Raw genomic sequence first — 22,797 nt, 5'->3', positions numbered from 1 at the left:
CGTCAGGTGTTGAGACTTTTTACGGACCAGACCCGGTCCACGTACTCGGCGATCGTGCGATCGGACGAGAACGGGCCCATGCCGGCAATGTTTCGCAGCGCACGTTCCGCCCAGGCGGCGCGGTCGGCAAACAGCGCGTCGACCTTGGCCTGGGTGGCGACGTAATCGGCGAAATCGGCCATCAGCAGGTAGACGTCACGGTGCAGCAGGCTGTCCACCAGCGCGCGATAGCGCTCCGTGTCGCCGTTGCTGAAGACGCCGGCCGAGATGGCGTCGATGACGCGCTTGAGCTGGCGATTCTCTTCGACATACAGGCGCGGGTCGTACCCCAGCTGCTTGATCTTGGCGACCGCGTCGGCGCGCAGGCCGAACACGAACATGTTCTCGACGCCCATGGCCTCGGCCATCTCGATGTTGGCGCCGTCCCAGGTGCCGATGGTCACCGCGCCGTTCATGCCGAACTTCATGTTGCCGGTGCCCGAGGCCTCGGTGCCGGCCGTCGAGATCTGCTCGGACAGGTCGGCCGCGGGGATGATGCTTTCGGCCAGCGTGACGCTGTAGTTGGGCAGGAAGACCAGCTTGAGCTTGTCGCCCACGCGCGGGTCGCTGTTGATGACGCGGGCGACGTCGTGCGCCAGGCGCACGATGCTCTTGGCCGTCTGATAGGCCGAGGCCGCCTTGCCGGCAATGATGACGGTGCGCGGCACCCAGTTCGCGTCGGGGTTGTCGCGGATGGCCTGGTAGCGGCTGATGACGTGCAGCAGGTTCAGCAGCTGGCGCTTGTACTCGTGGATGCGCTTGATCTGGATGTCGAACAGGCTGTCGACGTTGACGCTGAGCCCCAGCTCGCGGCGGATGACGGCCGCCAGGCGCTCCTTGTTGGCGCGCTTGACGGCCAGGAACTCCTCGCCCAACTCGCGGTTGGCGGCCAGGGTGCTGAGCTCGCCCAGCTCCGACAGGTTCTGGCGCCAGCCGTCGCCGATGCGGCTGTCCAGCAGCCCGGACAGCAGCGGGTTGGCCTGCTCCAGCCAGCGCCGCGGCGTGACGCCGTTGGTGACGTTGTGGAAGCGCTCGGGCCAGACGCGGGCGTAGTCGGCAAAGATGGTCTGCACCATCAGCTCGGAGTGCAGTGCGGCGACGCCGTTGACGCGGTGCGAGGCCACCAGCGCCAGCGACGCCATGCGCACGCGGCGTTCGCCGCCGTGACTGCCTTCGTCGATGAGGGACACGCGCGACGCGAATGCGTGATCGCCGGGGAAGCGGGCCTGCAGCTCTTCCAGGAAGCGGTGGTTGATCTCGTAAATGATCTCGAGATGGCGCGGCAGCAGGTTCTCGAACATGCGCACCGGCCAGGTCTCCAGCGCCTCGGGCATCAGCGTGTGGTTGGTGTAGGCCACCGCCTGGCGCGTGATCTTCCAGGCCTCGTCCCAGCCCAGGCCATGCTCATCCAGCAGCAGGCGCATCAGCTCGGCAGGTGCCAACGCGGGATGCGTGTCGTTGAGGTGGATGGCGTTGGTCTTGCCGAGGTTGTGCAGCGAACCGAACTCGCGCAGATGACGCGCGATCAGGTCTTGCAGCGACGCGCTGACGAGGAAGGCCTCCTGCTTCAGGCGCAGCTCACGGCCTTGCTCCGTGGAATCGTCCGGGTACAGCACCCAGTTCAGCGCGTCGGCCAGCACCTGGTGACGCGCGGCGCGGGCGTAGTCGCCCTCGCAGAACGGTTTGAAGGCGATGGGCGCGGCCGTGGCCTGCCATTGGCGCAGCGTGGAGACACGCTCGCTGTGATGGGCGGGCACGATGAAGTCGAAGGCCTGGGCCTCGATGCTGTCGGCCGGCTGCCAGCGGCGCACGCCTGATGCATCCACCTCCACGCGGCCGCCGAAGCCCACGTGGAAGCGCACATCGTGGCGCGGCAGCTCCCAGGCGGGCGAGTCGCGCGTCCAGTCGTCGGGCTGCTCCAGTTGGCGGCCCTGCTGGATGACTTGCGCGAATGTGCCGTAGCGGTAGCGCAGGCCATAGCCGAAGGACGGCAGTTCCAGCTCGGCGAACGAGTCCAGGAAGCAGGCGGCCAGGCGACCCAGGCCGCCATTGCCCAGCGCCGCGTCGGGCTCGCGCTCCAGCACGTCACCCAAGGCCACACCCTGCTCGGCCAGCTTGGCTTCCAGCGGCTCCGTGAGCTTCAGCGCGGCGAGCGCGTTGGACAGTGCGCGGCCCATCAGGAATTCCATCGACAGGTAGTGCACGCGGCGCACCGGCGCCTTGTCCCCACGCTGCGCATCGGCGGCTTGCGTGGCGGCCCAGCGGGTGGCCAGCGTCTCGCGGCAGGCAATGGCTGCGGCGTGCAGTGCAGCCTGCGGCGTGGCGCCATGGCTGGATTGGGAGAGTTCGCGCTCGTAGGCGGTCTCGAACGCCGCGCGCAAGGCCAGGGTTTCAGACGAGACGGCGGGGGAGACGGACGGCTTCATCGCGGTGGCGGCCTTGGCCTTGGGCTTGCGTTGAATAGTCAGCGCGGAGCTGAGGCGGGTTGGGGTGTTCATCAGTGCCAGCCCCCGGCTACGGGGGCAAGAATGCTACCCGAGCGGCAGCGCTGGGCGAAGTATCGGGCAGCTCCGACCCGTTGTGTAGTTTGACTACATCGGGAAAACCCGGAACGTTTTGCAAACCCTTGATTTGTATGGGTTTCATGAAGATTCTATCGGGTAGTCGCTGTTGTTCTTGCCGACGTCGATCTGTATATTGTCTACAAAGACGGTCGCAGAGCTGAAATTTGCGCCCTGAAACGTTGAGACAAGCCGGCTGCGCAGCACCGGCGACTGAAAGGTTAGAAGTGGCAGACGTTCGACTGACCGGCGTGGAAAAGGCCTATGGCGACATCCGCATCCTGCACGGCATCGACCTGGAGATCCGCGACGGCGAGTTCATGGTCTTCGTCGGCCCCTCGGGCTGCGGCAAGTCCACGCTGCTGCGCTCCATCGCCGGCCTGGAAGAGATCACCGGCGGCGAGCTGACCATCGGCGGGCGCGTCGTCAACGACGTGCCGCCCAGCGAGCGCGGCATCGCGATGGTGTTCCAGTCGTATGCGCTGTACCCGCACATGAACCTGTTCGACAACATGGCGTTCGGGTTGAAGCTGGCCAAGGTGCCCAAGGCCGAGATCGAGACCGCCGTGCAGGCCGCAGCCAAGATCCTGCACATCGAGCACCTGCTGGACCGCAAGCCCAAGGACTTGTCCGGCGGTCAACGCCAACGCGTCGCCATCGGTCGCGCCATCGTGCGCAAACCCGAGGTCTTCCTGTTCGACGAGCCGCTGTCCAACCTCGACGCGGCCTTGCGCGTGCGCATGCGCTACGAGTTCGCCAAGCTGCACGAAGACCTCAAGACGACCATGATCTACGTGACCCACGACCAGGTGGAGGCCATGACGCTGGCCGACCGCATCGTCGTGCTGTCGGCCGGCAAGATCGAACAGGTCGGCTCGCCGCTGGAGCTGTACGAGCACCCCTGCAACCTGTTCGTGGCCGGCTTCATCGGCAGCCCCAAGATGAATTTCATCGACGCGGAGCTGGTCGCGATCGAGCCCGGCCATGTCGACGTGAAGCTGAGCGGCAGCAAGGTGGTGCTGCGCGCGCGGGTGGATGGCAGTGGCTCGGCGGTGGGCGACAAGGTCACGCTGGGCGTCAGGCCGGAACACATCCGCCAAGGCGGCGACAGCAACCTGCTGCACAGCACCGTGGCCTTCGTCGAATCGCTGGGCGGCATCACCTTTGCCTACTGCCCCTATCCCGGCGTCGAAGAGGCCCTGACCTGCCAGTTCGAAGGTCGCAACGGCTGCGACCGCCTGCGCAGCGGCCAGGACCTGGAGCTGCACCTGCCCGCCGAGGCGCTGTACGTCTTCAACGCCGACGGCCGCGCGCTGCGCCGCCTGGCTGCACCGGAGCTGCACGCATGAGGCTCATGGCAATGCTTGCCGCGGCCGCCTTCGCCGCGGGACCGGCGCTGGCCGAATCACCCAAGCTGCTCGTCTGGATCAACGGCGACAAGGCCTACAACGGCTTGCAGAAGGTCGGTGACGCGTTCGAGAAGGCTTCGGGTGTCAAGGTCGTCGTCGAGCACCCGGTGGACGCCACCGACAAGTTCCAGCAGGCCGCCGGTGCCGGCAAGGGGCCGGACATCTTCTGCTGGCCGCACGACCGCGTCGGCGAATGGGCCAAGGCCGGGCTGCTGACGCCGCTGCGCCCGTCGGCCCGGCTGAAGGCCGAATCCGAGGACCAGGCCTGGGCGGCCCTGAGCTACCGCGGCCGCATCTGGGGCTACCCGATCGCCATCGAAACGACCGGGCTGATCTACAACAAGGCGCTGGTGCCCAAGCCGCCGGCGACCTGGGACGAGCTGATCGCCATCGACAAGCGGCTCGCCGAGCAAGGCAAGCACGCCATCCTCTGGCACTACAGCAAGAGCTTCTTCACCTGGCCCATGCTGGCCGGCGCAGGCGGCGTCATCTTCGGCCGCGACGCGCAGGGCGACTTCGACCCCAAGCAGGTCGCCGTCAACAACGAAGGCGCTCTGGCCGGCGCCCAGATGCTGGAGCGCCTCATCAACGACGGCCACATGCCCAAGGGCGCCAACTACGCCGAGATGGAATCGTCCTTCGCCCGCGGCGAGACGGCGATGATGATCTCCGGCCCCTGGGCCTGGGACAACGCCAAGCGCGCCAAGATCGACATCGGCGTGGCTGGCATCCCGGCCGTCGTCGCCGGCAAACCCAGCAAGAGTTTTGTCGGCGTGCTGGGCTGCATGATCTCGGCGCCTTCAAAGAGCAAGGACATCGCCAAGGAGTTCATCGAGAACCACCTGATGCGCCCCGAGGCGTTGAAGGTGCTGGACGCCGACGTGCCCATTGGCGTGCCCGCCAACAAGGCCTTCTACGCCGAGTTGTCGGTCAACCCGTTGATCGCCGCCAGCATGACCAACGCCCGCAACGGCGCGCCCATTCCCAACATCCCCGAGGTGGGCCGCTTCTGGACCGCGATGGACGCGGCGCTGGAGGCCATCACCAACGGACTGCAAAGCCCCAAGGACGCGCTGGACGGCGCCGCCGCACGGATGCTGCTGAACAAATGAACGCTGCGACCTCCACTCTGGGACAAGGCAGCTATTCGACGCTGCCGGCGACGACCACCGAGAAGCTCGCCAAATGGCTGCACTGGCCGCTGGCGGTGGCCGCCATCGTGGCTGCGCTGTATCTCGTCTTCGTCGTCTACACGACCGGCCAGGCTGCCTGGGCCATGGGCCTGCTGGTGCTGTTCACGGCGGGCTTCTACGTCTACCTGAGCCGCGGCGGCTTTGCCTGGCGCTACCTGTTCCCCGGCGTGGCGGGGATGCTGGTGTTCATCGCCTTCCCGCTGGTCTACACGGCGCAGATCGGCTTCACCAACTACTCGTCCACCCACCTGCTCAGCGAGAGCCGCGTGCGCGACTACTTGCTGGAGCAGCACGACGCCGTGGAAGACCAGGTTCAGGCCTACACGCTGCATGCCGACGGCGCCGAGTTCCGCCTCGTGCTGCGCACCGAGGGCGAGGCCAGGCCGCGCTGGGTGTCGCCGCCGCTGGCGCTGCGTGGCATGGGCCGCGACCTGCGCGTGGACCTGGCCGCAGCCGATGCCGAGCGCCTGCCGCTGACCGCGCCGCTGCAGGCCGCCCTGCCCCTGCCCGAGCTGATCAAGCACCGCGACACGCTCGCCAAGCTGGTGCTGGTGCTGCCCGACAGGACGGAGTTGCACTATCTGGGCCTGCGCGAGTTCGGGCCCGTGAAACCGCAGTGGCGATCAGAGGCCGACGGCAGCCTGACGCGCGCACTGGACGGCGCCGTGTTCAAGGCCAACCGCGAGACCGGCTTCTTCCAGACGGCGGCCGGCGAGACGCTGCAGCCCGGCTTCAAGGCCTTCATCGGCGTGGGCAACTACACGCGCATGCTGTTCGACGCCGAGTTCCGCGGGCCCTTCCTGTCCATCTTCACGTGGACCGTCGTGTTCTCCGCGTTGACCGTCGCCTTCGCCACCGCCATCGGCATGCTGTTCGCCGTGCTGCTGAACTGGGAGGGCATGAAGTACCGGACCACCTACCGCACGCTGCTGTTCCTGCCCTACGCGGTGCCGGGCTTCATCTCCATCCTCGTGTTCAAGGGCTTGTTCAACCAGAACTTCGGCGAGATCAACGCCATCCTGAACGCGGCCTTCGGCGTGAAGCCAGCCTGGTTCGCCGATCCGCTACTGGCCAAGACGATGCTGCTCATCGTCAACGTGTGGCTGGGCTATCCGTACATCATGATCCTGTGCTCGGGCCTGCTGAAGGCGATTCCCGCGGACCTGTACGAAGCCTCCGCACTGGCCGGCGCCAGCCCCGCGACCAACTTCTTCAAGATCACCGCGCCGCTGATCATCAAGCCGCTGGCGCCGCTGCTGGTGAGCGCCTTCGCGTTCAACTTCAACAACTTCGTGCTGATCGCGTTGCTGACCGACGGCCGGCCGGACTTCCTGTCCACCAAGCTGCCCGCGGGACAGACGGACATCCTCGTCAGCTACACCTACCGCATCGCGTTCAAGGACTCGGGCTCCGACTTCGGCCTTGCCGCAGCGATCTCGACGCTGATCTTCTTCCTGGTCGCGGCGCTGTCGCTGATCAACCTGCGCATGAGCGCGAAAGCCCAGAGGTAAACCGGCATGGCCATCGTCCTCGGCAAACAAGCGCGCTGGCGCACCTTCATCGGCCACGCGGTGATGTGGCTGTTCATCGCCGTCACCATCTTCCCGCTGCTGGCAGTCGTGTCCATCTCGCTGCGGCCCGGCAACTTCGCCACCGGCAGCCTGATCCCGACCGAGATCAGCCTGGAGCACTGGAAGCTGGCCCTGGGCATCCCCTACCAGGCCGCCGACGGCAGCCTCGTTCAGCCGCCCTTCCCCGTGCTGACCTGGCTGTGGAACTCCATCAAGATCGCGACGATCTCGGCCTTCCTCATCGTCGCCATCTCGACGACCGCGGCCTACGCGTTCGCGCGCATGAAGTTCCGCTTCGACAAGCCCGTGCTCAACGGCATGCTGCTGCTGCAGATGTTCCCGCCGGTGCTGGCGCTGGTGGCCATCTACGCCATCTTCGAGACCATCGGCACCTATGTGCCGGCCCTGGGCATCGAGACGCACGCTGGCCTGGTGCTGGCCTACCTCGGCGGCATCGCCACCCACGTGTGGACCATCAAGGGCTACTTCGAGACCATCCCCGTCGAGATCGAGGAGAACGCCAAGGTCGACGGCGCGACGCACTGGCAGGCGTTCTCGCGCGTGCTGCTGCCCATGGCCGTGCCCATCCTGATGGTGGTCTTCGTGCTGGCCTTCATCGGCACCATCATCGAGTACCCGGTCGCATCGATCCTGCTGCGCGAGGAGGGCAACCTCACGCTCGCCGTGGGCTCCAAGTATTTCCTGCACGACCAGCGCTTCCTGTGGGGTGACTTCGCGGCTGCGGCCGTGTTGTCGGGCCTGCCGATCACGCTGGTCTTCCTGCTTGCCCAGCGCTGGATCGTCTCCGGCCTGACCGCGGGCGGCGTCAAAGGCTGATCCCATGCTGAAAACACTCGCGCTGTGCGCAGCGCTGCTTTCGTTCGTCTCCGCAACCCAAGCCGCCGACTGCAAGCCCGCACCGCTGGGCGACGCCACGCTCTACCTGCGCGGTGGCCTCAACAACTGGGCCGCGCAGGACGAGCAGGCCTTCGAGTACCGCTGCGATGCCTACTACCTGAACCTCAAGTCCCAGGGCACGCAGGAGTTCAAGCTCGCCGACGAGGACTGGACTGCCAACCTCACCTTCGGCTTCGACGCCAAGGGCCGGCTCGCGCGCGGCGCCGCCGTGGTCGGCAACATCAAGCGCGACTTCAGCGGCGAGCACACGCTGCGCCTGGGCCTGGCCGCCGACGGCCGGCCGACGCTGGATGTGGGCCCCAAGACCTTCAAGCCCTCGCCGCCGCAAGCCATCACCGACCCCGCCGCGCTGAGCACGCATTTCCACTCGCGCGCCCAGACGGCGAAGACGCCCTTCGGCGCCCAGCCCGCCGGCACCGAGATCCAGTTCAGCATCGGCAACAACGTGCCCGGCCTGCGCCATGCCACGCTGGTCATCGAGCGCCGGCAGATGAGCGGCAACCAGGAGCAGCTGGCCTACGAACCGCTGGCCCGCATTCCCATGACGCCGCATTCGCGCGGCATGGGCATCGGCTTCTCGGCCAAGTACCGCTTCGACGCGGTCGGCATCTACGGCTACTGGTTCGAGATCGAGACGGACTTCAACGGCGGCACGCGGTATGCGCTGCAGAACAACAAGGACACGATCTACTGGACGCGCGAGAAAGGCTCGATGGGGCTGTCCACCGTCGAGCGCCTGCCGGCCAACGCGAACCGCATCCGCCGCTACCGCCAGACCATCTACGCGCCCGACTTCAAGGTACCCGACTGGGCGCAGGACATCGTCTACTACTACGTCTTTCCGGAGCGCTTTCGCAACGGCGACAAGGCCAACGACCCGCGCCCCGGCGGCGGCCGGCCGCAGGACCGCTACCAGGACGGCGACGTCGAGCGCCACGCCAGGTGGAACGAGAAGCCTTTCAAGCCCGGCACGGGCGATGGGTCAGACAAGCTCTACAACAACGACTTCTTCGGCGGCGACCTGGCCGGCATCATCGAGAAGCTGGACTACATCAAGGGCCTGGGCGCCAACGCCATCTACCTGACGCCGGTGTTCCGCGCGCCCAGCAACCACAAGTACGACGCGGCCGACTACAAGAACATCGACCCCGCGTTCGGCAGCAACGACGACTTCACGCGGCTGTGCGCCGAGGCCGCCAAGCGCGGCATCCGCGTCATCCCCGACACCTCGCTGAACCATGTCGGCGCGGACTCGCCCTACTTCAACCGCTACGGCAACTTCCCCAAGGGCGGCGCGTTCGACAACGGCAAGATCAACCCGGCCTCGCCTTACGCCAGCTGGTTCAAGTTCAAGCCAAACGAGACCGCCCCAAACAAGCAATACCAGGGCTGGGTCGGCGTGGCCGACCTGCCGGAGATCGACAAGAACAGCCCATCGTTCCGCGCCTACGCCTATGGCGACACCGACTCGGTCACCAACCTCTGGCTGGACCGCGGCGCCGCCGGTTGGCGCATGGACGTCGCGCCCTGGGTGCCCGACGACTTCTGGCGCGAGTGGCGCCAGGCCGTCAAGGCCAAGAAGCCCGACGCCCTGACGGTGGCCGAAACCTGGTTCGATGCCAGCAAGTATTTCCTCGGCGACATGTTCGACAGCACGATGAACTACATCTTCCGCAACGCGGTGCTGGACTACGCCGCCGGCAAGTCGGCGCGGCAGATGGCCGCCAACCTGGAGCTGATGCGCGAGGCCTATCCGCCCCAGGCCTTCTCGGCGCTGATGAACCTGCTGTCCACGCACGACCAGCCGCGCGCGCTGCACCACTTCGGCGAGGACCGCGACCTCGCGCTGGCCAAGCGCCGGCTGCGCCTGGCGGTGTTCTTCCAGATGACCTACCCCGGCTCGCCGACGATCTACTACGGCGATGAGGTGGGCCTGGGCGGCGGCGACGACCCCTACAACCGCGCGCCCTACCCCTGGGCCGACGAAGGCGGCCAGCCCGACGAGGCGCTGCTGGCCGACTTCAAGCGCCTGACCCAGCTGCGCAACGACCTGCCGGTGCTGCGCCGCGGGCGCCTGAGCGAGCCGCTGCACGTGGACGACCACGTCGTCGTGCTGGCCCGCCAGGACGGCAAGACCTGGGCTCTCACGGCGACCAACAACAGTACCGAGGCCCGGACGGTGACCTTCTTCGTGCCCGTCGACGTCGCGCGCCTGCGCGACGCGCTGGGCGGCACCGACGTCATCGTCAAGAACCATCAGATCCAGCTGACCGTGCCGCCGCTGTTCGGCCGCGTCCTCATCAACGAATGATCTTGAACACTCTCGGCCACACCGGCCTCAAGGTGTCCGCGCTCGGCTTCGGCGCGATGCACATCAACGACGAACGCACCACCGAAGCCGAGGCCGGCGCACTGCTGAACCAGGTGCTGGACCTCGGCATCAACCTCGTCGACACCGCGCGCGGCTACGGTCTCAGCGAGGCACGCATCGGCCGCCACCTGGCGCACCGCCGCGCCGACTTCGTGCTGTCCACCAAGGTGGGCTACGGCGTCGACGGCGTGCCCGACTGGACCTACGCCTGCATCGTCCAGGGCGTGGAGCGCGCGCTCCAGTTGATGAAGACCGACTGGCTGGACATCGTCCACCTGCATTCCTGCCCGCTGCACGTGCTGCAGCAAGGCGACGTGGTGCGCGCACTGAACGACTGCCGGGCGGCCGGCAAGCTGCGCGTGGCGGCCTACTCGGGCGACAACGCCGAGATAGCCTTTGCCATCGACAGCGGCGCCTTCGGCAGCCTGCAGACCTCCATCAGCATCTTTGACCAGGCCCACCTCGCGCAGCGCGCCGCGCTGGCCGACCATGCCGGCATTGGCGTCATCGCCAAGCGTCCGCTGGCCGGCGCGGTCTGGCGCCATGCCCAGCGGCCTGCGGACTATGCCGAGGGACAGTATTGGGACCGTTTCCGGGCCATGGGCCTGGCCGCGCAGGAGGACTGGGCCGACGTCGCCTTGCGCTTCGTCGCCTTCCACACCGGCGCAGCGAGCGCCATCGTTGGCACGGCCAGGCCGGCCAACCTGCGCCGCAACCTCGACGCCATCGAGCGCGGCCCGCTGCCGCCCGCGCTGGCCGCCGCGCTGCGCGATGCCTTCACGAGCCGCCACGCCGAATGGCCGGGCCTGATCTGACGCTGGACGAGGCCCGCCAGCGGGCCAACCTGGCCTTCATCGCCAGCGGCGCCGAGTTCGCCTTTGGCGACACGGCCGCCCTTCCCCTGCCGATCCGCGCGTTGCAGGCGTTGACGGCCGACAGCCCCGGCGTCGAAGCCGTGCACGGCGGCGGCCTGACCGCCGAGGTCCTCTGCCTGAAGCACGCCGGCCGGCGATGGGCCATCAAGCGCGCCCGCGCCGAATGCCTGGTGCGCAATCCCGACGGCCAGACGTCCTTCCTGAACGAGCTGCACCGCCACGCCGAGCTGGCCGCGCTGCGTGCCGAGGGCGCTGCGCTGCCCGGCATCGTCGCGCCCGTCTGGGGCTCGCTGCGCGACGGCCTCGTCGTGTCGCCGTGGATCGCCGGCCGCCATCCGGGTGTGCCGGACGAACGCCAGGCCCGCACGCTGCTCGAAGCGGGCTGCGCGCTGATCGAACACGGATTCTTCGAGTGGGACTACAGCGCCGGCAACCTGCTGGACGACGGCGAACGCCTGTGGCTGTACGACTTCGGCTACTGCTACCGCTTCAACCCGCTGACCCAGTTCAACAGCGCCGGCCACGGGCGCGACGCGCCCCACCACCACCTGGCCGAGCGCATCGAAGGCCGCCACCTGTTCGGCGCGCTGCTGGACGCCGGCAGCGACGCCGACGCGCTGCCGCATTTCCTGCGCTTCAAGCGCCAGGCCACGCAGGCTTACGAGAATCTCGCCGGCCGCCTGGCCAGGCGCGGCGCCGCGCCGCAGGTGCTGAACCACTACCTGGGCCTGGCCAGCCGCTGGCGCCATGAGCTGGCCCACGAACCGGGCCCGCTCTACCTGGCCGATGCCTGGCAGGCACACCGCAGCGACCTCGACGACGACTTGCGCGGCCGCTCCTGCACACCCCGCACGCTCAGGCGCGCGCAGTGGCTGCAGCGCGCACTGCGCGAGCATGGCCCGGCCTTGCGCGCCCGCGGCGCGCTGGCGCCGGATGACGCGGCACTGGGTGACGCGGCACTGCTGCATCGCCTGCAAGAGCAGGCGCTGCAGGCCGGCCGCTACCAGCTCTGAGCCGGGCCTTGTCCCCAGGCCGCCTGGGGTTGACGCCAGCGCCTGCCGGCGGCCCGCTGTCGGATGATCCGGGCCGATGCCACCCCCTCCAAGCTCCCTGCGGCGCCGGCCCTTGCTGGCATTGACGGCGCTGCTGGCCGGCCGCCCGCTGCGGGCCCAGCCGGCGGAGCAGGTGCGCCTGCCGCGCCACGTCAGCATGCCCGACCCGCAACTCGGCTATGTGCGCCGCGTCATCGAACTGGCCCTGAGCCGCGCTGGCAGCAAGGCGGAGATCCGCCTCGTCGACCTGGACATGACCCAGGGCCGCACGCTGGTTGAGCTGGCCACGGACCGCAGCCCCATCGACGTCATGTGGACCATGACCGACCGCCAGCGCGAGTCCTCGGGCCTGCTGCCGGTGCGCATCCCCATCGACCGTGGGCTGCTGGGCTGGCGTTTGCTGCTGGTGCGCCGCAGCGACCTGGCGCAATGGCAGCGCGTGCGCACGCTGAAGGACTTGCGCCAACGCCTGGCCGGCCAGGGCCATGATTGGCCGGACACGACCATCCTGCGCGCCAACGGCCTGCAGGTCGGCACCAGCAGCGGCTACGACTCGCTGTTCCGCATGCTGGCGGCGGGCCGCATCGACTACTTCCCCCGGTCCATCCTCGAGATCGACGCCGAGATGGCCGGTGGCCGCTACCCGGAGCTGGCCATCGCGCCCGAGCCCATGCTGCATTACCCGGCAGCGGCCTATTTCTTCGTCAACCCGCAGCGGCCCGAGCTCGCGGCAGAGCTGAAGGCGGGGTTGGAGGCGGCCGTGGCCGACGGCAGCTTCCAGCGGCTGCACCGCGAGCAGTACGGCGCCGTGCTGAAGGCCCACCCGATCACGCCCAGCCGCGTGCTGCGGCTGAGCAACCCGCTGCTGCCGCCCGAGACACCCATCCAGCGCCTCGAGCTGTGGATGCAGCCGGGCGAGGCCGCTTGAGCCTGGGCCACGCGATGACAACGGGAACTCACTCTCCCCGTCATTCCTGAGCGGCTGGCATGATCGATCACCATGTCTCACCCCCAGGCCAGTCTGCCCCGGCGTGCCCTGCTGCTCGGCGCTCTCGGGGCGCCCTTGGCCCATGCAGCCACCGTGCGCGTGTGGCTGCCCCGGCACATGAGCACCGCCGACCCGCAGCTGCCCTATGTGCGCCGGCTCGTGCTGCTGGGGCTGGAGCGGGCCGGCGCCCATGGCGACGTGCAGCTGGTGAACCTGCAGATGTACCAGGGCCGCAGCCTGGTGGAACTGGCGCGCGGCGGCAGCCCCATCGACGTGATGTGGACGATGACCGACCGCGAACGGGAGTCGTCGGGCGTCTTGCCGATTCGCATTCCCATCGACCGCGGCCTGATGGGTTGGCGCGTGCTGCTGGTGCGCAAGGCCGACCTGCCAGGCTGGGCCCAGCTGCGCAGCCTGGACGAGCTGAAGCAACGCGTGGCCGGCCAGGGCCATGACTGGCCCGACACGGCCATCCTGCGCGCCAACGGGTTGCAGGTCAGCACCAGCAGCGGCTATGACGCGCTGTTCCGCATGCTGTCCTCGGGACGCTTCGACTACTTTCCGCGCGCTGTGTTCGAGGTGGACGCCGAGCTGGCCGACAACCGCCACCCCGACCTGGCAGTGGTGCCCAACCTGATGCTGCACTACCCGACGGCGGCCTATCTGTTCGTGTCGCCGCAGCGGCCCGAGCTGGCCGAGCTGCTGCGAGTCGGGCTGGAAAAGGCGGTGACCGACGGCACGCTGCAGCAGCTGCACCTTGAGCACTTCGGCCCGCAGATGCGGGCCCACCCGGTCAGCCGTGACCGCGTGCTGAGGCTGAAGAACCCGCTGCTGCCGCCCGACACGCCGCTGAATCGCCGCGAGCTGTGGCTGCAGCCGGGAGAGCCCGTCTAGCGCACTGAGGCCCCGGTCAACTCATGCGCAGCAAGCGCGCCGCCTCTTCCAGCCGTGCATCCTCGATCTCGCGCAGCACGCCGGACAAGTCCACCTCGCCGGCCTTGTGCTCGTAACGTCCCGTCAACGGCATGCCGGGCACCAGCAGGCCGGCCGCGTACAGCGCCCAGATCTCGGGGCCGTACTGCGTCTTCAGCAGCGCCGGTGCGTACTGGCCGAAGAAGTTGCGCAGGTTGTCGACGTCGCGCAGCAGCATGCGCGGCGCGTGGTTGTTGCCGGCCGCATCCACGGCCTGCGGCAGGTCGATGATGACCGGCCCGTCGGCGGCCAGCAGCACGTTGAACTCCGACAGGTCGCCGTGGATGACGCCGGCGCACAGCATGCGCACCACCTCGTCGATCAGCGTGGCATGGTGCTGCCCGGCCTCGGCGTCGCTGAAGCTCAGGTCGTTCAGGCGCGGCGCGGCGTCGCCCTGCGCGTCGGCCACCAGCTCCATCAGCAGCACGCCGTCGTGGAAGTTGCCCGGCTGCGGCACGCGCACGCCGGCCGCGGCCAGGCGGTACAGCGCGTCGACCTCGGCGCTCTGCCAGGCGGCCTCCTGCTGCTGGCGGCCGTAGGCGGTGCGCTTGCTCATCGCGCGGGCCTGGCGGCTGTTGCGCACCTTGCGGTTCTCCGTGTAGTCGACGGCCTGGCGAAAGCCCCGCTTGTTGGCCTCCTTGTAGACCTTGGCGGCGCAAGTTTCGTCGCCGCAGCGCACGACGTAGACATCGGCTTCCTTGCCGCTCTTGAGCTGCCGCACGACGCTGTCGATCAGGCCTTCGTCCATCAGTGCCTGCAGGCGTGGGGGTGCTTTCATGGCCCGATTGTCGGGCCCGCCGCTACCGGGTCAGCCGGGCGGACAGCGGCGGCAGGCCACTGGGCCCGCCGACCAGGCGCTGGTCGTGTCGGTAGTCCTCGTTCGGCTCGACGCGCCAGTCGCGGCCGAACTTGCGGGCCAGCGCACGGGCCAGCTCGTCGAAGCGCCAGGCCTCGTCGGCATTGCTGTCCAGGTGGTGGACGCCGGGCAGCGGCCGCTCGATCAGGCCCAGCAAGGCCGTGGCCGTGTCGGTCATGAAGGAGCAGGCCGGCGTCCAGGCGCTGCTCGCCTTGACGCAGCCATCGCGCTGCTGCCACTCGTCCAGCGTCAGCAGCATGTTGTTGCCGGGCCGGGTCTCGTCGATCTGCCAGCCGATGCGGGCGATGACGGGCCGCTCGTTGGCCAGCAGCACCGCGTCCTCGCAGGCTATCTTGTAGCGGCCGTAGTCGTCCTTGGCGGTGCGCGCATCGGCCACGTCGTGCGGACCGTCGGGCTCGTGGTCGAAGACCATGACCGTGCTCGTGAACAGGAAGTTCGGGCAGCGCGACGCCAGCCAGCCGGCGAACCGCGCCGGGGCCATGCCCAGGTGGGCGATGGCGTCCACCGACTGCGCGGACAACCACGCACCCGCCAGCTTCTCGTCGTCGGGGTTCACGGCGGCGCGGTCCCAGGTCGTGACGGTATGGCCCGCCGCGCGCGCCGCCTCGGCCAGCCGCGGGGCCAGCGTGCCGTTCATGCCGGTGATCAGGATGTTCATGGGTTCAGGGTCCAGCAGGTCAGCACGGCGCGCGTCCACGCGCCGCCCTGGGCCAGCACGGCGACGTCGCCGCTCGTGTCGGCCGGGAAGATGAGTTCGGTCAGCGAGACGAGGCCGTCGCCGGAGAAGACCTCGACGGAGCAGCGATCGACGAAGACCCGCAGTACCAGCGGCCCGCACGCGCCGGCCCAGGCCTGCTCGCGCCGGCCGGCCCAGTGTGCCGCGTCGACGAGCGTACCGCTGCGGCTGCGGTCGACCCAGACGAGGCCGCGGCGGTGATCGATGCCGACCTCGGTGTACTGGCCGTCGGCGCCGCAGCGCAGGTTGAGCGTGGAAGTGGCCGCGTCGCCCGGGTCCAGCTCCCAGCGCAATTCGCAGCTCGCACCCGCCTCGGCCATGACGCCGGCGCCCACCAGGTAGCGCGGCTCGCCCCGCAGGCGCTCGGTCGCAATGGGCGCCTGTGCGAGCCGCCAGCCGGCCGCCGTCTGCACGAGGGACAGCTCGCGCGGCAGCGTCATCGCGCCACGCCACGGCGCCGTGGGCGTGGCCTTGGCATAGGCATGCTGGTTCATCCAGGCCAGCCAGACGGGCGGCCGGCCCGCCGGCAGGCCGGCGAAGGACAGGGCCGCGTAGAAGTCGCTGCCATGGTCGGCCCAGGCGGCCTCGGTCTCGGCGGTGAAGCGGGTGCCGTCGAAGCGCCCGACCCAGACCTGCGCGCCGCTGCCGGCCGGGTGGCCCGCGAAGGTGTCGACCTTCAGCAGCCAGCGGTCCTGGGCGGCGAAGTGGATCAGGTCGGGGCATTCCCAGATCGCCCGCGTCTCACCGGCCGGGCCGAAATGGCTGAGCAGCGTCCACTCGCGCAGGTTGGCGCTGGCGTAGAAGGCCACGCGGTGCTCGTCCGGCAGCATGACGGCCATGACCCAGCGGCCGGTGCCGGCATGCCAGAACACCTTGGGGTCGCGGAACTCGCGCAGGCCGAGGTCCAGCACCGGGTTGCCGGCGAACTTCGTCCACGTCAGGCCGGCGTCGCGGCTGTAGGCCAGCTCCTGGGCTTGCCCGCCTTCGGGCCGGCGCAGGCAGCCGGTGTAGCAGGCCACCCAGGCACCGGCGCCAAAGCCGGCCGTGTCGTCATGATCGATGACGATGCTGCCCGAGAAGATCGAGACGCGCTCGTCCTCGGGGATGGCCAGCGGCAGTTCCGTCCAGTGCAGCAGGTCGACGCTGGTCGCATGGCCCCAGCTCATGTGGCCCCACTCGTTGCCGAAGGGGTTGTGCTGGAAGAACAGGTGGTAGAGCCCCGTGGCCGCGTCGAACACGAGCCCGTTGGGATCGTTGATCCAATGCTGCCGCGCGGCGAAGTGGTAGCGGGGCCGGTGGTCGGTCACGACAGATGCCAGCCCCAGGGCTTGAGCTTGTGGCCCTGCCAGGTCTGCTCGCTCTTGGACAGGTTGACGGCCACGCGCACGACGTCCTTGCCCTGCCGGCGCTCGAAGGCGACGACATCCGGCGGGCTGTCCAGCAGCGTGACTGGCGCGCCGTACTGGCCGGCGGCCAGCGCCGGGTGCTTGTGCTTGAGCGCGGTGAGCTGCTGGTAGAAGCCCGTCAGCTCGTAGGTCTTCCAGGCGATGGCGTCCTTCTCGAAGAACGCCAGCTTCTTGGTCAGCCGCGACTCCTGGCCGTTGTAGATCAGCGGCATGCCCGGCAGCGTGAACGTCAGCACCGCCAAGGCCGGGTAGGCGTCGCCGTACAGGTCGGCATCGGTGCCGTGCCAGGAGTTGAAGTCGTGGTTGCTGGTGAAGCGCATGCGGTAGGCGTGGGCCGGGTAGCCCGCAGGCTGCCTGGCCAGCCAATCGCGCAACAGCGGCCCGCCCGCCTCGCCCTTGCCGATCTTCTTGAACACCTGGTCGGCCAGGTCCCACGAGTAGGTCATGTCGAAGGCGCCGCTGCTGTGCAGTTCGATGGCGTCGGACTCGGCCAACATGAACATGGGCTTCACAGCGTCCAGCTCCTGGCGCGCGCGCACCCAGAAGTCGGTCGGCACCAGGCTGGCCACGTCACAGCGGAAGCCGTCCAGCCCCGTCTCGCGCACCCAGAACTTCATCGCCTCGACCATCGCGTCGCGCAGGCCCGCGCTCTGGTAGTTCAGCGCGATGACGTCGTCCCAATGCTCCTCGCTGGGCTGACCCTCGTTGAAGGTGACCGCGTAGACCTCGCCCTTGGCATTGAGCTTGAACCAGTCCTTGTGTGCCGTGGCCCAGGGGTGGTCCCAGGCCGTGTGGTTGGCCACCCAGTCCAGGATGACCTTCAGGCCCAGCTTGTGGGCCGCGGCGACGAAGGCCTTGGCATCGGCCAGCGTGCCGAACTCGGGGTTCACGGCCGTGTAGTCGCTGATCGAGTAGTAGCTGCCCAGCGTGCCCTTGCGGTTGAGCTTGCCGATGGGCTGCACGGGCATCAGCCACAGGATGTCGACACCCAGCTTCTTGAGCCGCGGCAGGTCGGCCTGCACGGCCTTGAACGTGCCCGCCTGGGAGTACTGGCGCACGTTGATCTGGTAGATGACGGCCTGGCGGGACCAGGGCTGATGGGGCATGTCGGCAGCGGTGGCGTTCATCGTGGGCAGGGCAAGGGCAGTGGCGGCGGTCAGCACGGTGCGGCGGGTGGGCATGGGGTCCTCGTCAAAATGCCCCGCAGTGGCGGGCGATGTAGTCGGCGTGGTCGGGCATCAGCGCCACGCCGGCGGCGACGGCGCGGTGCACGGCCTCAAGGTAGTCGTGCACGCGGTCCTCGGGCTGCAGCGCGGCGAAGGGGTGGAAGCTCCGGGGCAAAAGGTTCTGCCCGGCCATGACTTGCAGCCAGGCGGTCTCGGTGAACAGCTCGCTGTTGAAGCGGAACACGCGGCCATGGGCCTTGTAGAGCTCGATCTTGTCGCGCAGCGAATCGGGCACCGGCATGGCCGCGCAGTCGCGCCAGAAGGGGGCGTCGTCGCGCTGGTTCACGTGGTAGTGCAGCACGATGAAATCGCGGATGCGCTCCCAGTGGAAGCGGCTCTGCGCATTGAACTCGGCGATGTCGGCCGCGCTGAAGCCACGGTCGGGGAAGAACTCGATCAGCAGCTGGATGGTCTGCTGGACCAGGTGGATGCTGGTGGACTCCAGCGGCTCCAGGAAGCCACCGGCCAGGCCGATGGCGATGACGTTGCGGTTCCAGGTCTTGCGCCGCATGCCGGCCTTGAAGCGCAGCGGGCGCGGGTCGGCCAGCGGCTTGCCGTCCAGATTCGCCAGCAAGGTGGCCGCGGCCTCGTCGTCGCTGACGTGAGCGCTGCAATAGACATGGCCGTTGCCGATGCGGTGCTGCAGCGGGATGCGCCACTGCCAACCGGCGCGGTGGGCGGTGGAGCGGGTGTAGGGCGTCAGCGGCGCGACCGACTCACACGGCACGGCCAGCGCGCGGTCGCAGGGCAGCCAGTGGCTCCAGTCGTCCAAGCCGGTCTGCAGCGTCTGCTCGATCAGCAGCGCGCGAAAGCCCGAGCAGTCGATGAAGAGGTCGCCCTCGATGCGCTCGCCACTCTCCAGCACCACCGCATCGACATCGCCCGACGCGCCCTGCGTCGCATGCGTGATGCGTCCCTGCGTGCGCCGCACACCGCGCGCCTCGGCCAGGCGGCGCAGGTAGCGCGCATAACGGCCGGCGTCGAAGTGGTAGGCGTAGGCGATGTCGGCCAGCGGCGAATTGGCCGGCTCGGGCCGCGCCGGCATGAAGCGGTTGGCGCGCGCGGCCATTTGCGTGATCGCGTAGTCGCCCAACGGCCGCGCCCGGCCCAGGCTGCGCATGCGATGCCAGTACTGCTCGAAGCCGACGGTCCACAAGTCCTGGCCGACGCGGCCGAAGCCGTGCATGTAGCGGTCGCCCAGGCGACCCCAGTTGACGAACTCGATACCCAGCTTGAAGGTGCCACCGGTCTCACGCAGGAAGTCGCTCTCGGCGATGCCGACGATGCGATTGAAGCGCTGGATCAGCGGGATGGTGGCCTCGCCCACGCCGACGATGCCGATCTCGTCGGACTCGACGACGCGGATGCGGTAGCGGTCGCCAACCACCGTGGCGAGGCCCAGCGCCGTCATCCAGCCGGCGGTGCCGCCGCCGACGATGACGATGTCCTGGATCAGCGGCGCCATGGCGGGGTCGACGTGGCTAGCCCCGCGGGGCCGCGCAATTAGCGGCGATGTACTCGGCATGGCCGGGCATCACGGCCACGCATTTGGCGATCACCTGGCGCACGCTCTCCAGGTACTCGTGCGTCTCGGCGTCGGGCTGCAACTCGGCCAGCGGGTGGTGGCGTTGCGGCACGAGGTTCTGGCCCTCCATGACCTGCAGCCAACCGACCTCCGTGAAGAGCTCGTTGTTGAAGCGGAACAGGCGGCCATGCCCGCGGTAGAGGTCGATCTTCTCCTGCAGCGTCTGCGGTATCTGCATGTGGGCGCAGGCCTTCCAGAACTCCGAGTCCTCGCGCTGGTTGAGGTGGTAGTGCAGGATGACGAAGTCGCGGATGCGTTCGTAGTGGAAACGGCTCTGGCGATTGAACGCCTCGATGTCCACGGGGTTGAAACCGCGGTCGGGGAAGAAGTCGATGAGCTGCTGGATGGCCGACTGGATCAGGTGGATGGAGGTCGACTCCAGCGGCTCCAGGAAGCCGCTGGACAGGCCGATGGCGACCACGTTCTGGTGCCACGCCAGCCGGCGCATGCCGGTACGGAATTTGATCAGCCGCGGGTCGGCCAGCGGCTTGCCGTCGAGGTGGCTCAGCAGCGTCGCGGCAGCCTCGTCGTCGGACACGTGCGTGCTGCTGTAAACGTGGCCGTTGCCGGTGCGGTGCTGCAGCGGGATGCGCCACTGCCAGCCCGCGCGATGCGCCGTCGAGCGGGTGTAGGGTGTCAGCGGCGCGACCGACTCGCAGGGCACCGCCAGCGCGCGATCGCAGGGCAGCCAGTGCGTCCAGTCCTCGTAGCCTGTCTGCAGCGTCTGCTCGATGAGCAGGCCGCGAAAGCCCGAGCAGTCGATGAAGAGATCCCCTTCGATGCGTTCGCCGCTTTCCAGCACGACGGCGTCGACATGGCCCGCCAGAGCGGCATTCGCGCCCTCGCTGCGGCGCGTGGCATGGGTGATCCTGCCTTCGGTGCGCAACACGCCCCGCGCCTCGCTGCGCTTGCGCAGGTAGCGGGCGAAGAGGCTGGCGTCGAAGTGGTAGGCGTAGGCGATGTCCGCCAGCGGCGAGTTGCCCAGGTCCGTGCGCGGCGGCATGAACTTGTTGGCCAGGCTCGCCATGCGCGTGATGGAGTAGTTCTCCAGCGGCTGCGCGCGGCCCAGCGCGCGCATGCGATGCCAGTACTGCTCGAAGGGCACGGTCCACAGATCCTGCCCCAGCCGGCCGAAGCCGTGCATGTAGCGCTCGCCCAGCCGACCCCAGTTCACGAACTCGATGCCCAGCTTGAAGCTGCCCTGGGTCTCGCGCATGAACTCGTTCTCGTCGATACCGACGATGCGGTTGAAGCGCTGGATCATGGGGATGGTCGCCTCGCCCACGCCGACGATGCCGATCTCATCGGACTCGACGACGCGGATGCGGTAGCGGCCGCGCAGCACCGTCGACAAGGCCGCGGCGGTCATCCAGCCGGCGGTGCCGCCGCCGACGATGACGATGTCTTGGAGCAGGGAATCGGACATGGGTTAGGCCTGGGGCGCGGCGCAGTGCGCGCGGATGAAGTCCTGGTGCAGTGGCAGGCTGGCCACCTGGCGGCGCACCGCGTCGCCCACGCCGGCAACGAAATGCGCGGCCTCGTCGGCGCTCAGCAGGTCGGCCAGCGGATGGTAGGCGCGGGGCTGAAGCCGCTGGCCCTGCAGGACCTGCAGCCAGCTGACCTCGGTGAAAATGTCCTGCGGCGCGCGCAGGATGCGGCCGGTGTGGCGGAACAAGTCCAGCTTGTGTTGCAGCGACTCGGGCACGGCCATGTCGCGGCAATGGCGCCACAGCGGGCTGTCGTCGCGCTCGGTGGCCTTGTAGTGCAGGATGATGAAGTCGCGCACGCGCTCGAACTCCTCGTCCGCCTGGCGGTTGTGGGCATCGATGTCGGCCTGCGAGAAACCGGCATGCGGAAAGAACTGGATCAACCGCGAGATGCCGGACTGCACCAGGTACAGGCTGGTGGACTCCAACGGCTCCAGGAAACCGCTGGCCAGGCCCATCGCAACGACATTCTTGTGCCACAGCTGGCGCCGCTTGCCGGTCGTGAAGCGCAGCGGCCGCGGGTCGGCGAGGGGCCGGCCCTCCAGATTGCCCAGCAGCACCGCGGTGGCTTCGTCATCGCTGATGAATCGGCTGCAATACACATGGCCGTTGCCCACGCGATGCTGCAGCGGAATGCGCCATTGCCAGCCGGCGCCATGCGCCGTGGCGCGCGTGTACGGCGGCGGTGGGCCGGCCGATTCGCAGGGCACGGCGACGGCGCGGTCCATGGGCAGCCATTGCGACCAGTCGACGTAGCCGGTCTTGAGCACCTCCTCGATCAGCAGGCCGCGAAAGCCCGAGCAATCGATGAAGAGGTCGCCCTCGATGACCTCGCCCGAGGCGAGTTGCAGGGATTCGATGAAGCCGTCGTGCGCGCGCTGGCGCACGTCAACCACCCTGCCCTCGTGGCGCCGGACACCGGCGGCCTCGCTGAGACGGCGCAGATAGGCCGCGTACAGCCCGGCGTCAAAGTGGTAGGCGAAATGAAGGGGTGCGGGCGGCAGCCCCGGCGCGTGCGCCTCGGGAGCGAAGCGACCGGCGCGCGCGGCCAGCGTGTTCAGGACGTAGGCGGACAGATCGTCCGCCCGCCCGTCGCGACGGGCCTTGAGCCAGTAGTGCTGGAAGGCCACCATGCCCAGATCCTGGCCCACCGCGCCGAAGCTGTGCATGTAGCGGTCAACCAGCCCGCCCCAGTTGACGAACTCGATGCCCAGCTTGAAGGTGGCCTGGGTCTGGCGCACGAACTCGGCCTCGTCCAGTTGCAGGCCGGCATTGAACTGACGGATCTGCGGGATCGTCGCCTCACCGACGCCGACCGTGCCGATCTCCTCGGACTCGACGACATGCAGTTCGACCTGCCCCATCAGCACCTTGGACAAGGCGGCGGCCGCCATCCAGCCGGCACTGCCGCCGCCCAGGATGACGATGCGCCGCACCGGCGCCTGCGAAAACTCGCTCATGTCACGCTCGACCCATCAGGATAAAAAAACCCTTGCCGGATTGCTCCGACAAGGGCTGTCACGCTAGCACC

Annotated in this window: 17 protein-coding genes; 9 read left to right on the top strand and 8 right to left on the bottom strand. The window is 68.6% G+C overall.

Going from position 1 to position 22,797, the window contains the following annotated elements; translation table 11 throughout:
- Window positions 1-2: 2 nt before the first annotated feature.
- Window positions 3-2,465 carry a glycogen/starch/alpha-glucan phosphorylase gene (locus AC1D29_RS19850; protein WP_477901100.1) on the bottom strand — a complete coding sequence of 821 codons (2,463 nt, stop codon included), beginning with the start codon at window positions 2,463-2,465 and terminating at the stop codon, window positions 3-5.
- A gap of 362 nt (window positions 2,466-2,827) precedes the next feature.
- Here AC1D29_RS19850 and AC1D29_RS19845 point away from each other — a divergent pair, with 362 nt between their 5' ends.
- The 9 genes from AC1D29_RS19845 (at window position 2,828) to AC1D29_RS19805 (ending at window position 13,871) form a co-directional block, all read left to right on the top strand.
- Window positions 2,828-3,949 carry an ABC transporter ATP-binding protein gene (locus AC1D29_RS19845; protein WP_477900596.1) on the top strand — a complete coding sequence of 374 codons (1,122 nt, stop codon included), beginning with the start codon at window positions 2,828-2,830 and terminating at the stop codon, window positions 3,947-3,949.
- A complete protein-coding gene (gene malE, locus AC1D29_RS19840; RefSeq protein WP_477900594.1) occupies window positions 3,946-5,121 on the top strand; it encodes a maltose/maltodextrin ABC transporter substrate-binding protein MalE in 1,176 nt (391 codons plus the stop codon). Before AC1D29_RS19845 ends, malE begins: the two co-directional genes overlap by 4 nt.
- Window positions 5,118-6,713: a maltose ABC transporter permease MalF gene (gene malF, locus AC1D29_RS19835; protein ID WP_477900592.1), complete on the top strand. Its 1,596-nt coding sequence runs from the start codon at window positions 5,118-5,120 to the stop codon at window positions 6,711-6,713. Before malE ends, malF begins: the two co-directional genes overlap by 4 nt.
- A 6-nt stretch (window positions 6,714-6,719) precedes the next feature.
- The gene (malG, locus tag AC1D29_RS19830) at window positions 6,720-7,610 is read left to right on the top strand and encodes a maltose ABC transporter permease MalG (RefSeq protein WP_477900590.1); all 891 of its coding nucleotides are present in this window, start codon (window positions 6,720-6,722) and stop codon (window positions 7,608-7,610) included.
- 4 nt (window positions 7,611-7,614) lie between these two features.
- Window positions 7,615-10,002 carry a glycoside hydrolase family 13 protein gene (locus AC1D29_RS19825; protein ID WP_477900588.1) on the top strand — a complete coding sequence of 796 codons (2,388 nt, stop codon included), beginning with the start codon at window positions 7,615-7,617 and terminating at the stop codon, window positions 10,000-10,002.
- Window positions 9,999-10,877, top strand: coding sequence for an aldo/keto reductase (locus AC1D29_RS19820; protein ID WP_477900586.1), 879 nt, complete (start codon window positions 9,999-10,001; stop codon window positions 10,875-10,877). The genes AC1D29_RS19825 and AC1D29_RS19820 overlap by 4 nt, the downstream gene beginning before the upstream one ends.
- Window positions 10,859-11,950 carry a hypothetical protein gene (locus AC1D29_RS19815; RefSeq protein WP_477900584.1) on the top strand — a complete coding sequence of 364 codons (1,092 nt, stop codon included), beginning with the start codon at window positions 10,859-10,861 and terminating at the stop codon, window positions 11,948-11,950. Before AC1D29_RS19820 ends, AC1D29_RS19815 begins: the two co-directional genes overlap by 19 nt.
- Window positions 11,951-12,062: 112 nt before the next feature.
- A complete protein-coding gene (locus AC1D29_RS19810) occupies window positions 12,063-12,917 on the top strand; it encodes a hypothetical protein (protein ID WP_477900582.1) in 855 nt (284 codons plus the stop codon).
- A gap of 177 nt (window positions 12,918-13,094) precedes the next feature.
- Entirely contained in the window at window positions 13,095-13,871 is a 777-nt protein-coding gene (locus AC1D29_RS19805; RefSeq protein WP_477900580.1) for a substrate-binding periplasmic protein, read from the top strand.
- 16 nt (window positions 13,872-13,887) lie between these two features.
- On the opposite strand, the gene AC1D29_RS19800 is transcribed toward AC1D29_RS19805, so the two are convergent.
- The 7 genes from AC1D29_RS19800 to AC1D29_RS19770 are packed head-to-tail and all read right to left on the bottom strand — an operon-like array spanning window position 13,888 to window position 22,726.
- The gene (locus AC1D29_RS19800; RefSeq protein WP_477900578.1) at window positions 13,888-14,727 is read right to left on the bottom strand and encodes a PA4780 family RIO1-like protein kinase; all 840 of its coding nucleotides are present in this window, start codon (window positions 14,725-14,727) and stop codon (window positions 13,888-13,890) included.
- Between the two features lie 22 nt (window positions 14,728-14,749).
- Window positions 14,750-15,484 carry a sugar nucleotide-binding protein gene (locus AC1D29_RS19795; RefSeq protein WP_477900576.1) on the bottom strand — a complete coding sequence of 245 codons (735 nt, stop codon included), beginning with the start codon at window positions 15,482-15,484 and terminating at the stop codon, window positions 14,750-14,752.
- The gene (locus AC1D29_RS19790) at window positions 15,481-16,869 is read right to left on the bottom strand and encodes a glycoside hydrolase family 32 protein (RefSeq protein ID WP_477900574.1); all 1,389 of its coding nucleotides are present in this window, start codon (window positions 16,867-16,869) and stop codon (window positions 15,481-15,483) included. The genes AC1D29_RS19795 and AC1D29_RS19790 overlap by 4 nt, the downstream gene beginning before the upstream one ends.
- A complete protein-coding gene (locus tag AC1D29_RS19785) occupies window positions 16,866-18,149 on the bottom strand; it encodes an alpha-amylase family glycosyl hydrolase (RefSeq protein WP_477900572.1) in 1,284 nt (427 codons plus the stop codon). The genes AC1D29_RS19790 and AC1D29_RS19785 overlap by 4 nt, the downstream gene beginning before the upstream one ends.
- Window positions 18,150-18,159: 10 nt before the next feature.
- Window positions 18,160-19,659, bottom strand: coding sequence for a tryptophan halogenase family protein (locus AC1D29_RS19780; RefSeq protein ID WP_477900570.1), 1,500 nt, complete (start codon window positions 19,657-19,659; stop codon window positions 18,160-18,162).
- A 16-nt stretch (window positions 19,660-19,675) separates the two neighbouring features.
- Window positions 19,676-21,205, bottom strand: a complete 1,530-nt coding sequence (locus tag AC1D29_RS19775) for a tryptophan halogenase family protein (RefSeq protein ID WP_477900568.1) — start codon at window positions 21,203-21,205, stop codon at window positions 19,676-19,678.
- Between the two features lie 3 nt (window positions 21,206-21,208).
- Complete coding sequence (locus tag AC1D29_RS19770; protein ID WP_477900566.1) at window positions 21,209-22,726, bottom strand: tryptophan halogenase family protein; 1,518 nt, start codon at window positions 22,724-22,726, stop codon at window positions 21,209-21,211.
- Window positions 22,727-22,797 lie beyond the last annotated feature (71 nt).

It is taken from the genome of Roseateles sp. P1_C6 (genome assembly GCF_056406315.1).
The sequence above is the reverse complement of the archived record's forward strand: the minus strand, read 5'-3'. Positions and strand labels throughout refer to the sequence as shown.

Excerpts from the sequence above, each read along its gene's own strand:
- AC1D29_RS19850 (WP_477901100.1), bottom strand. The coding sequence starts at position 2,465 with ATGAAGCCGTCCGTCTCCCCCGCCGTCTCGTCTGAAACCCTGGCCTTG.
- malE (WP_477900594.1), top strand. The coding sequence starts at position 3,946 with ATGAGGCTCATGGCAATGCTTGCCGCGGCCGCCTTCGCCGCGGGACCG.
- malF (WP_477900592.1), top strand. The coding sequence starts at position 5,118 with ATGAACGCTGCGACCTCCACTCTGGGACAAGGCAGCTATTCGACGCTG.
- malG (WP_477900590.1), top strand. The coding sequence starts at position 6,720 with ATGGCCATCGTCCTCGGCAAACAAGCGCGCTGGCGCACCTTCATCGGC.
- AC1D29_RS19825 (WP_477900588.1), top strand. The coding sequence starts at position 7,615 with ATGCTGAAAACACTCGCGCTGTGCGCAGCGCTGCTTTCGTTCGTCTCC.
- AC1D29_RS19820 (WP_477900586.1), top strand. The coding sequence starts at position 9,999 with ATGATCTTGAACACTCTCGGCCACACCGGCCTCAAGGTGTCCGCGCTC.
- AC1D29_RS19815 (WP_477900584.1), top strand. The coding sequence starts at position 10,859 with ATGGCCGGGCCTGATCTGACGCTGGACGAGGCCCGCCAGCGGGCCAAC.
- AC1D29_RS19805 (WP_477900580.1), top strand. The coding sequence starts at position 13,095 with ATGAGCACCGCCGACCCGCAGCTGCCCTATGTGCGCCGGCTCGTGCTG.
- AC1D29_RS19800 (WP_477900578.1), bottom strand. The coding sequence starts at position 14,727 with ATGAAAGCACCCCCACGCCTGCAGGCACTGATGGACGAAGGCCTGATC.
- AC1D29_RS19795 (WP_477900576.1), bottom strand. The coding sequence starts at position 15,484 with ATGAACATCCTGATCACCGGCATGAACGGCACGCTGGCCCCGCGGCTG.
- AC1D29_RS19785 (WP_477900572.1), bottom strand. The coding sequence starts at position 18,149 with ATGCCCACCCGCCGCACCGTGCTGACCGCCGCCACTGCCCTTGCCCTG.
- AC1D29_RS19780 (WP_477900570.1), bottom strand. The coding sequence starts at position 19,659 with ATGGCGCCGCTGATCCAGGACATCGTCATCGTCGGCGGCGGCACCGCC.
- AC1D29_RS19775 (WP_477900568.1), bottom strand. The coding sequence starts at position 21,205 with ATGTCCGATTCCCTGCTCCAAGACATCGTCATCGTCGGCGGCGGCACC.
- AC1D29_RS19770 (WP_477900566.1), bottom strand. The coding sequence starts at position 22,726 with ATGAGCGAGTTTTCGCAGGCGCCGGTGCGGCGCATCGTCATCCTGGGC.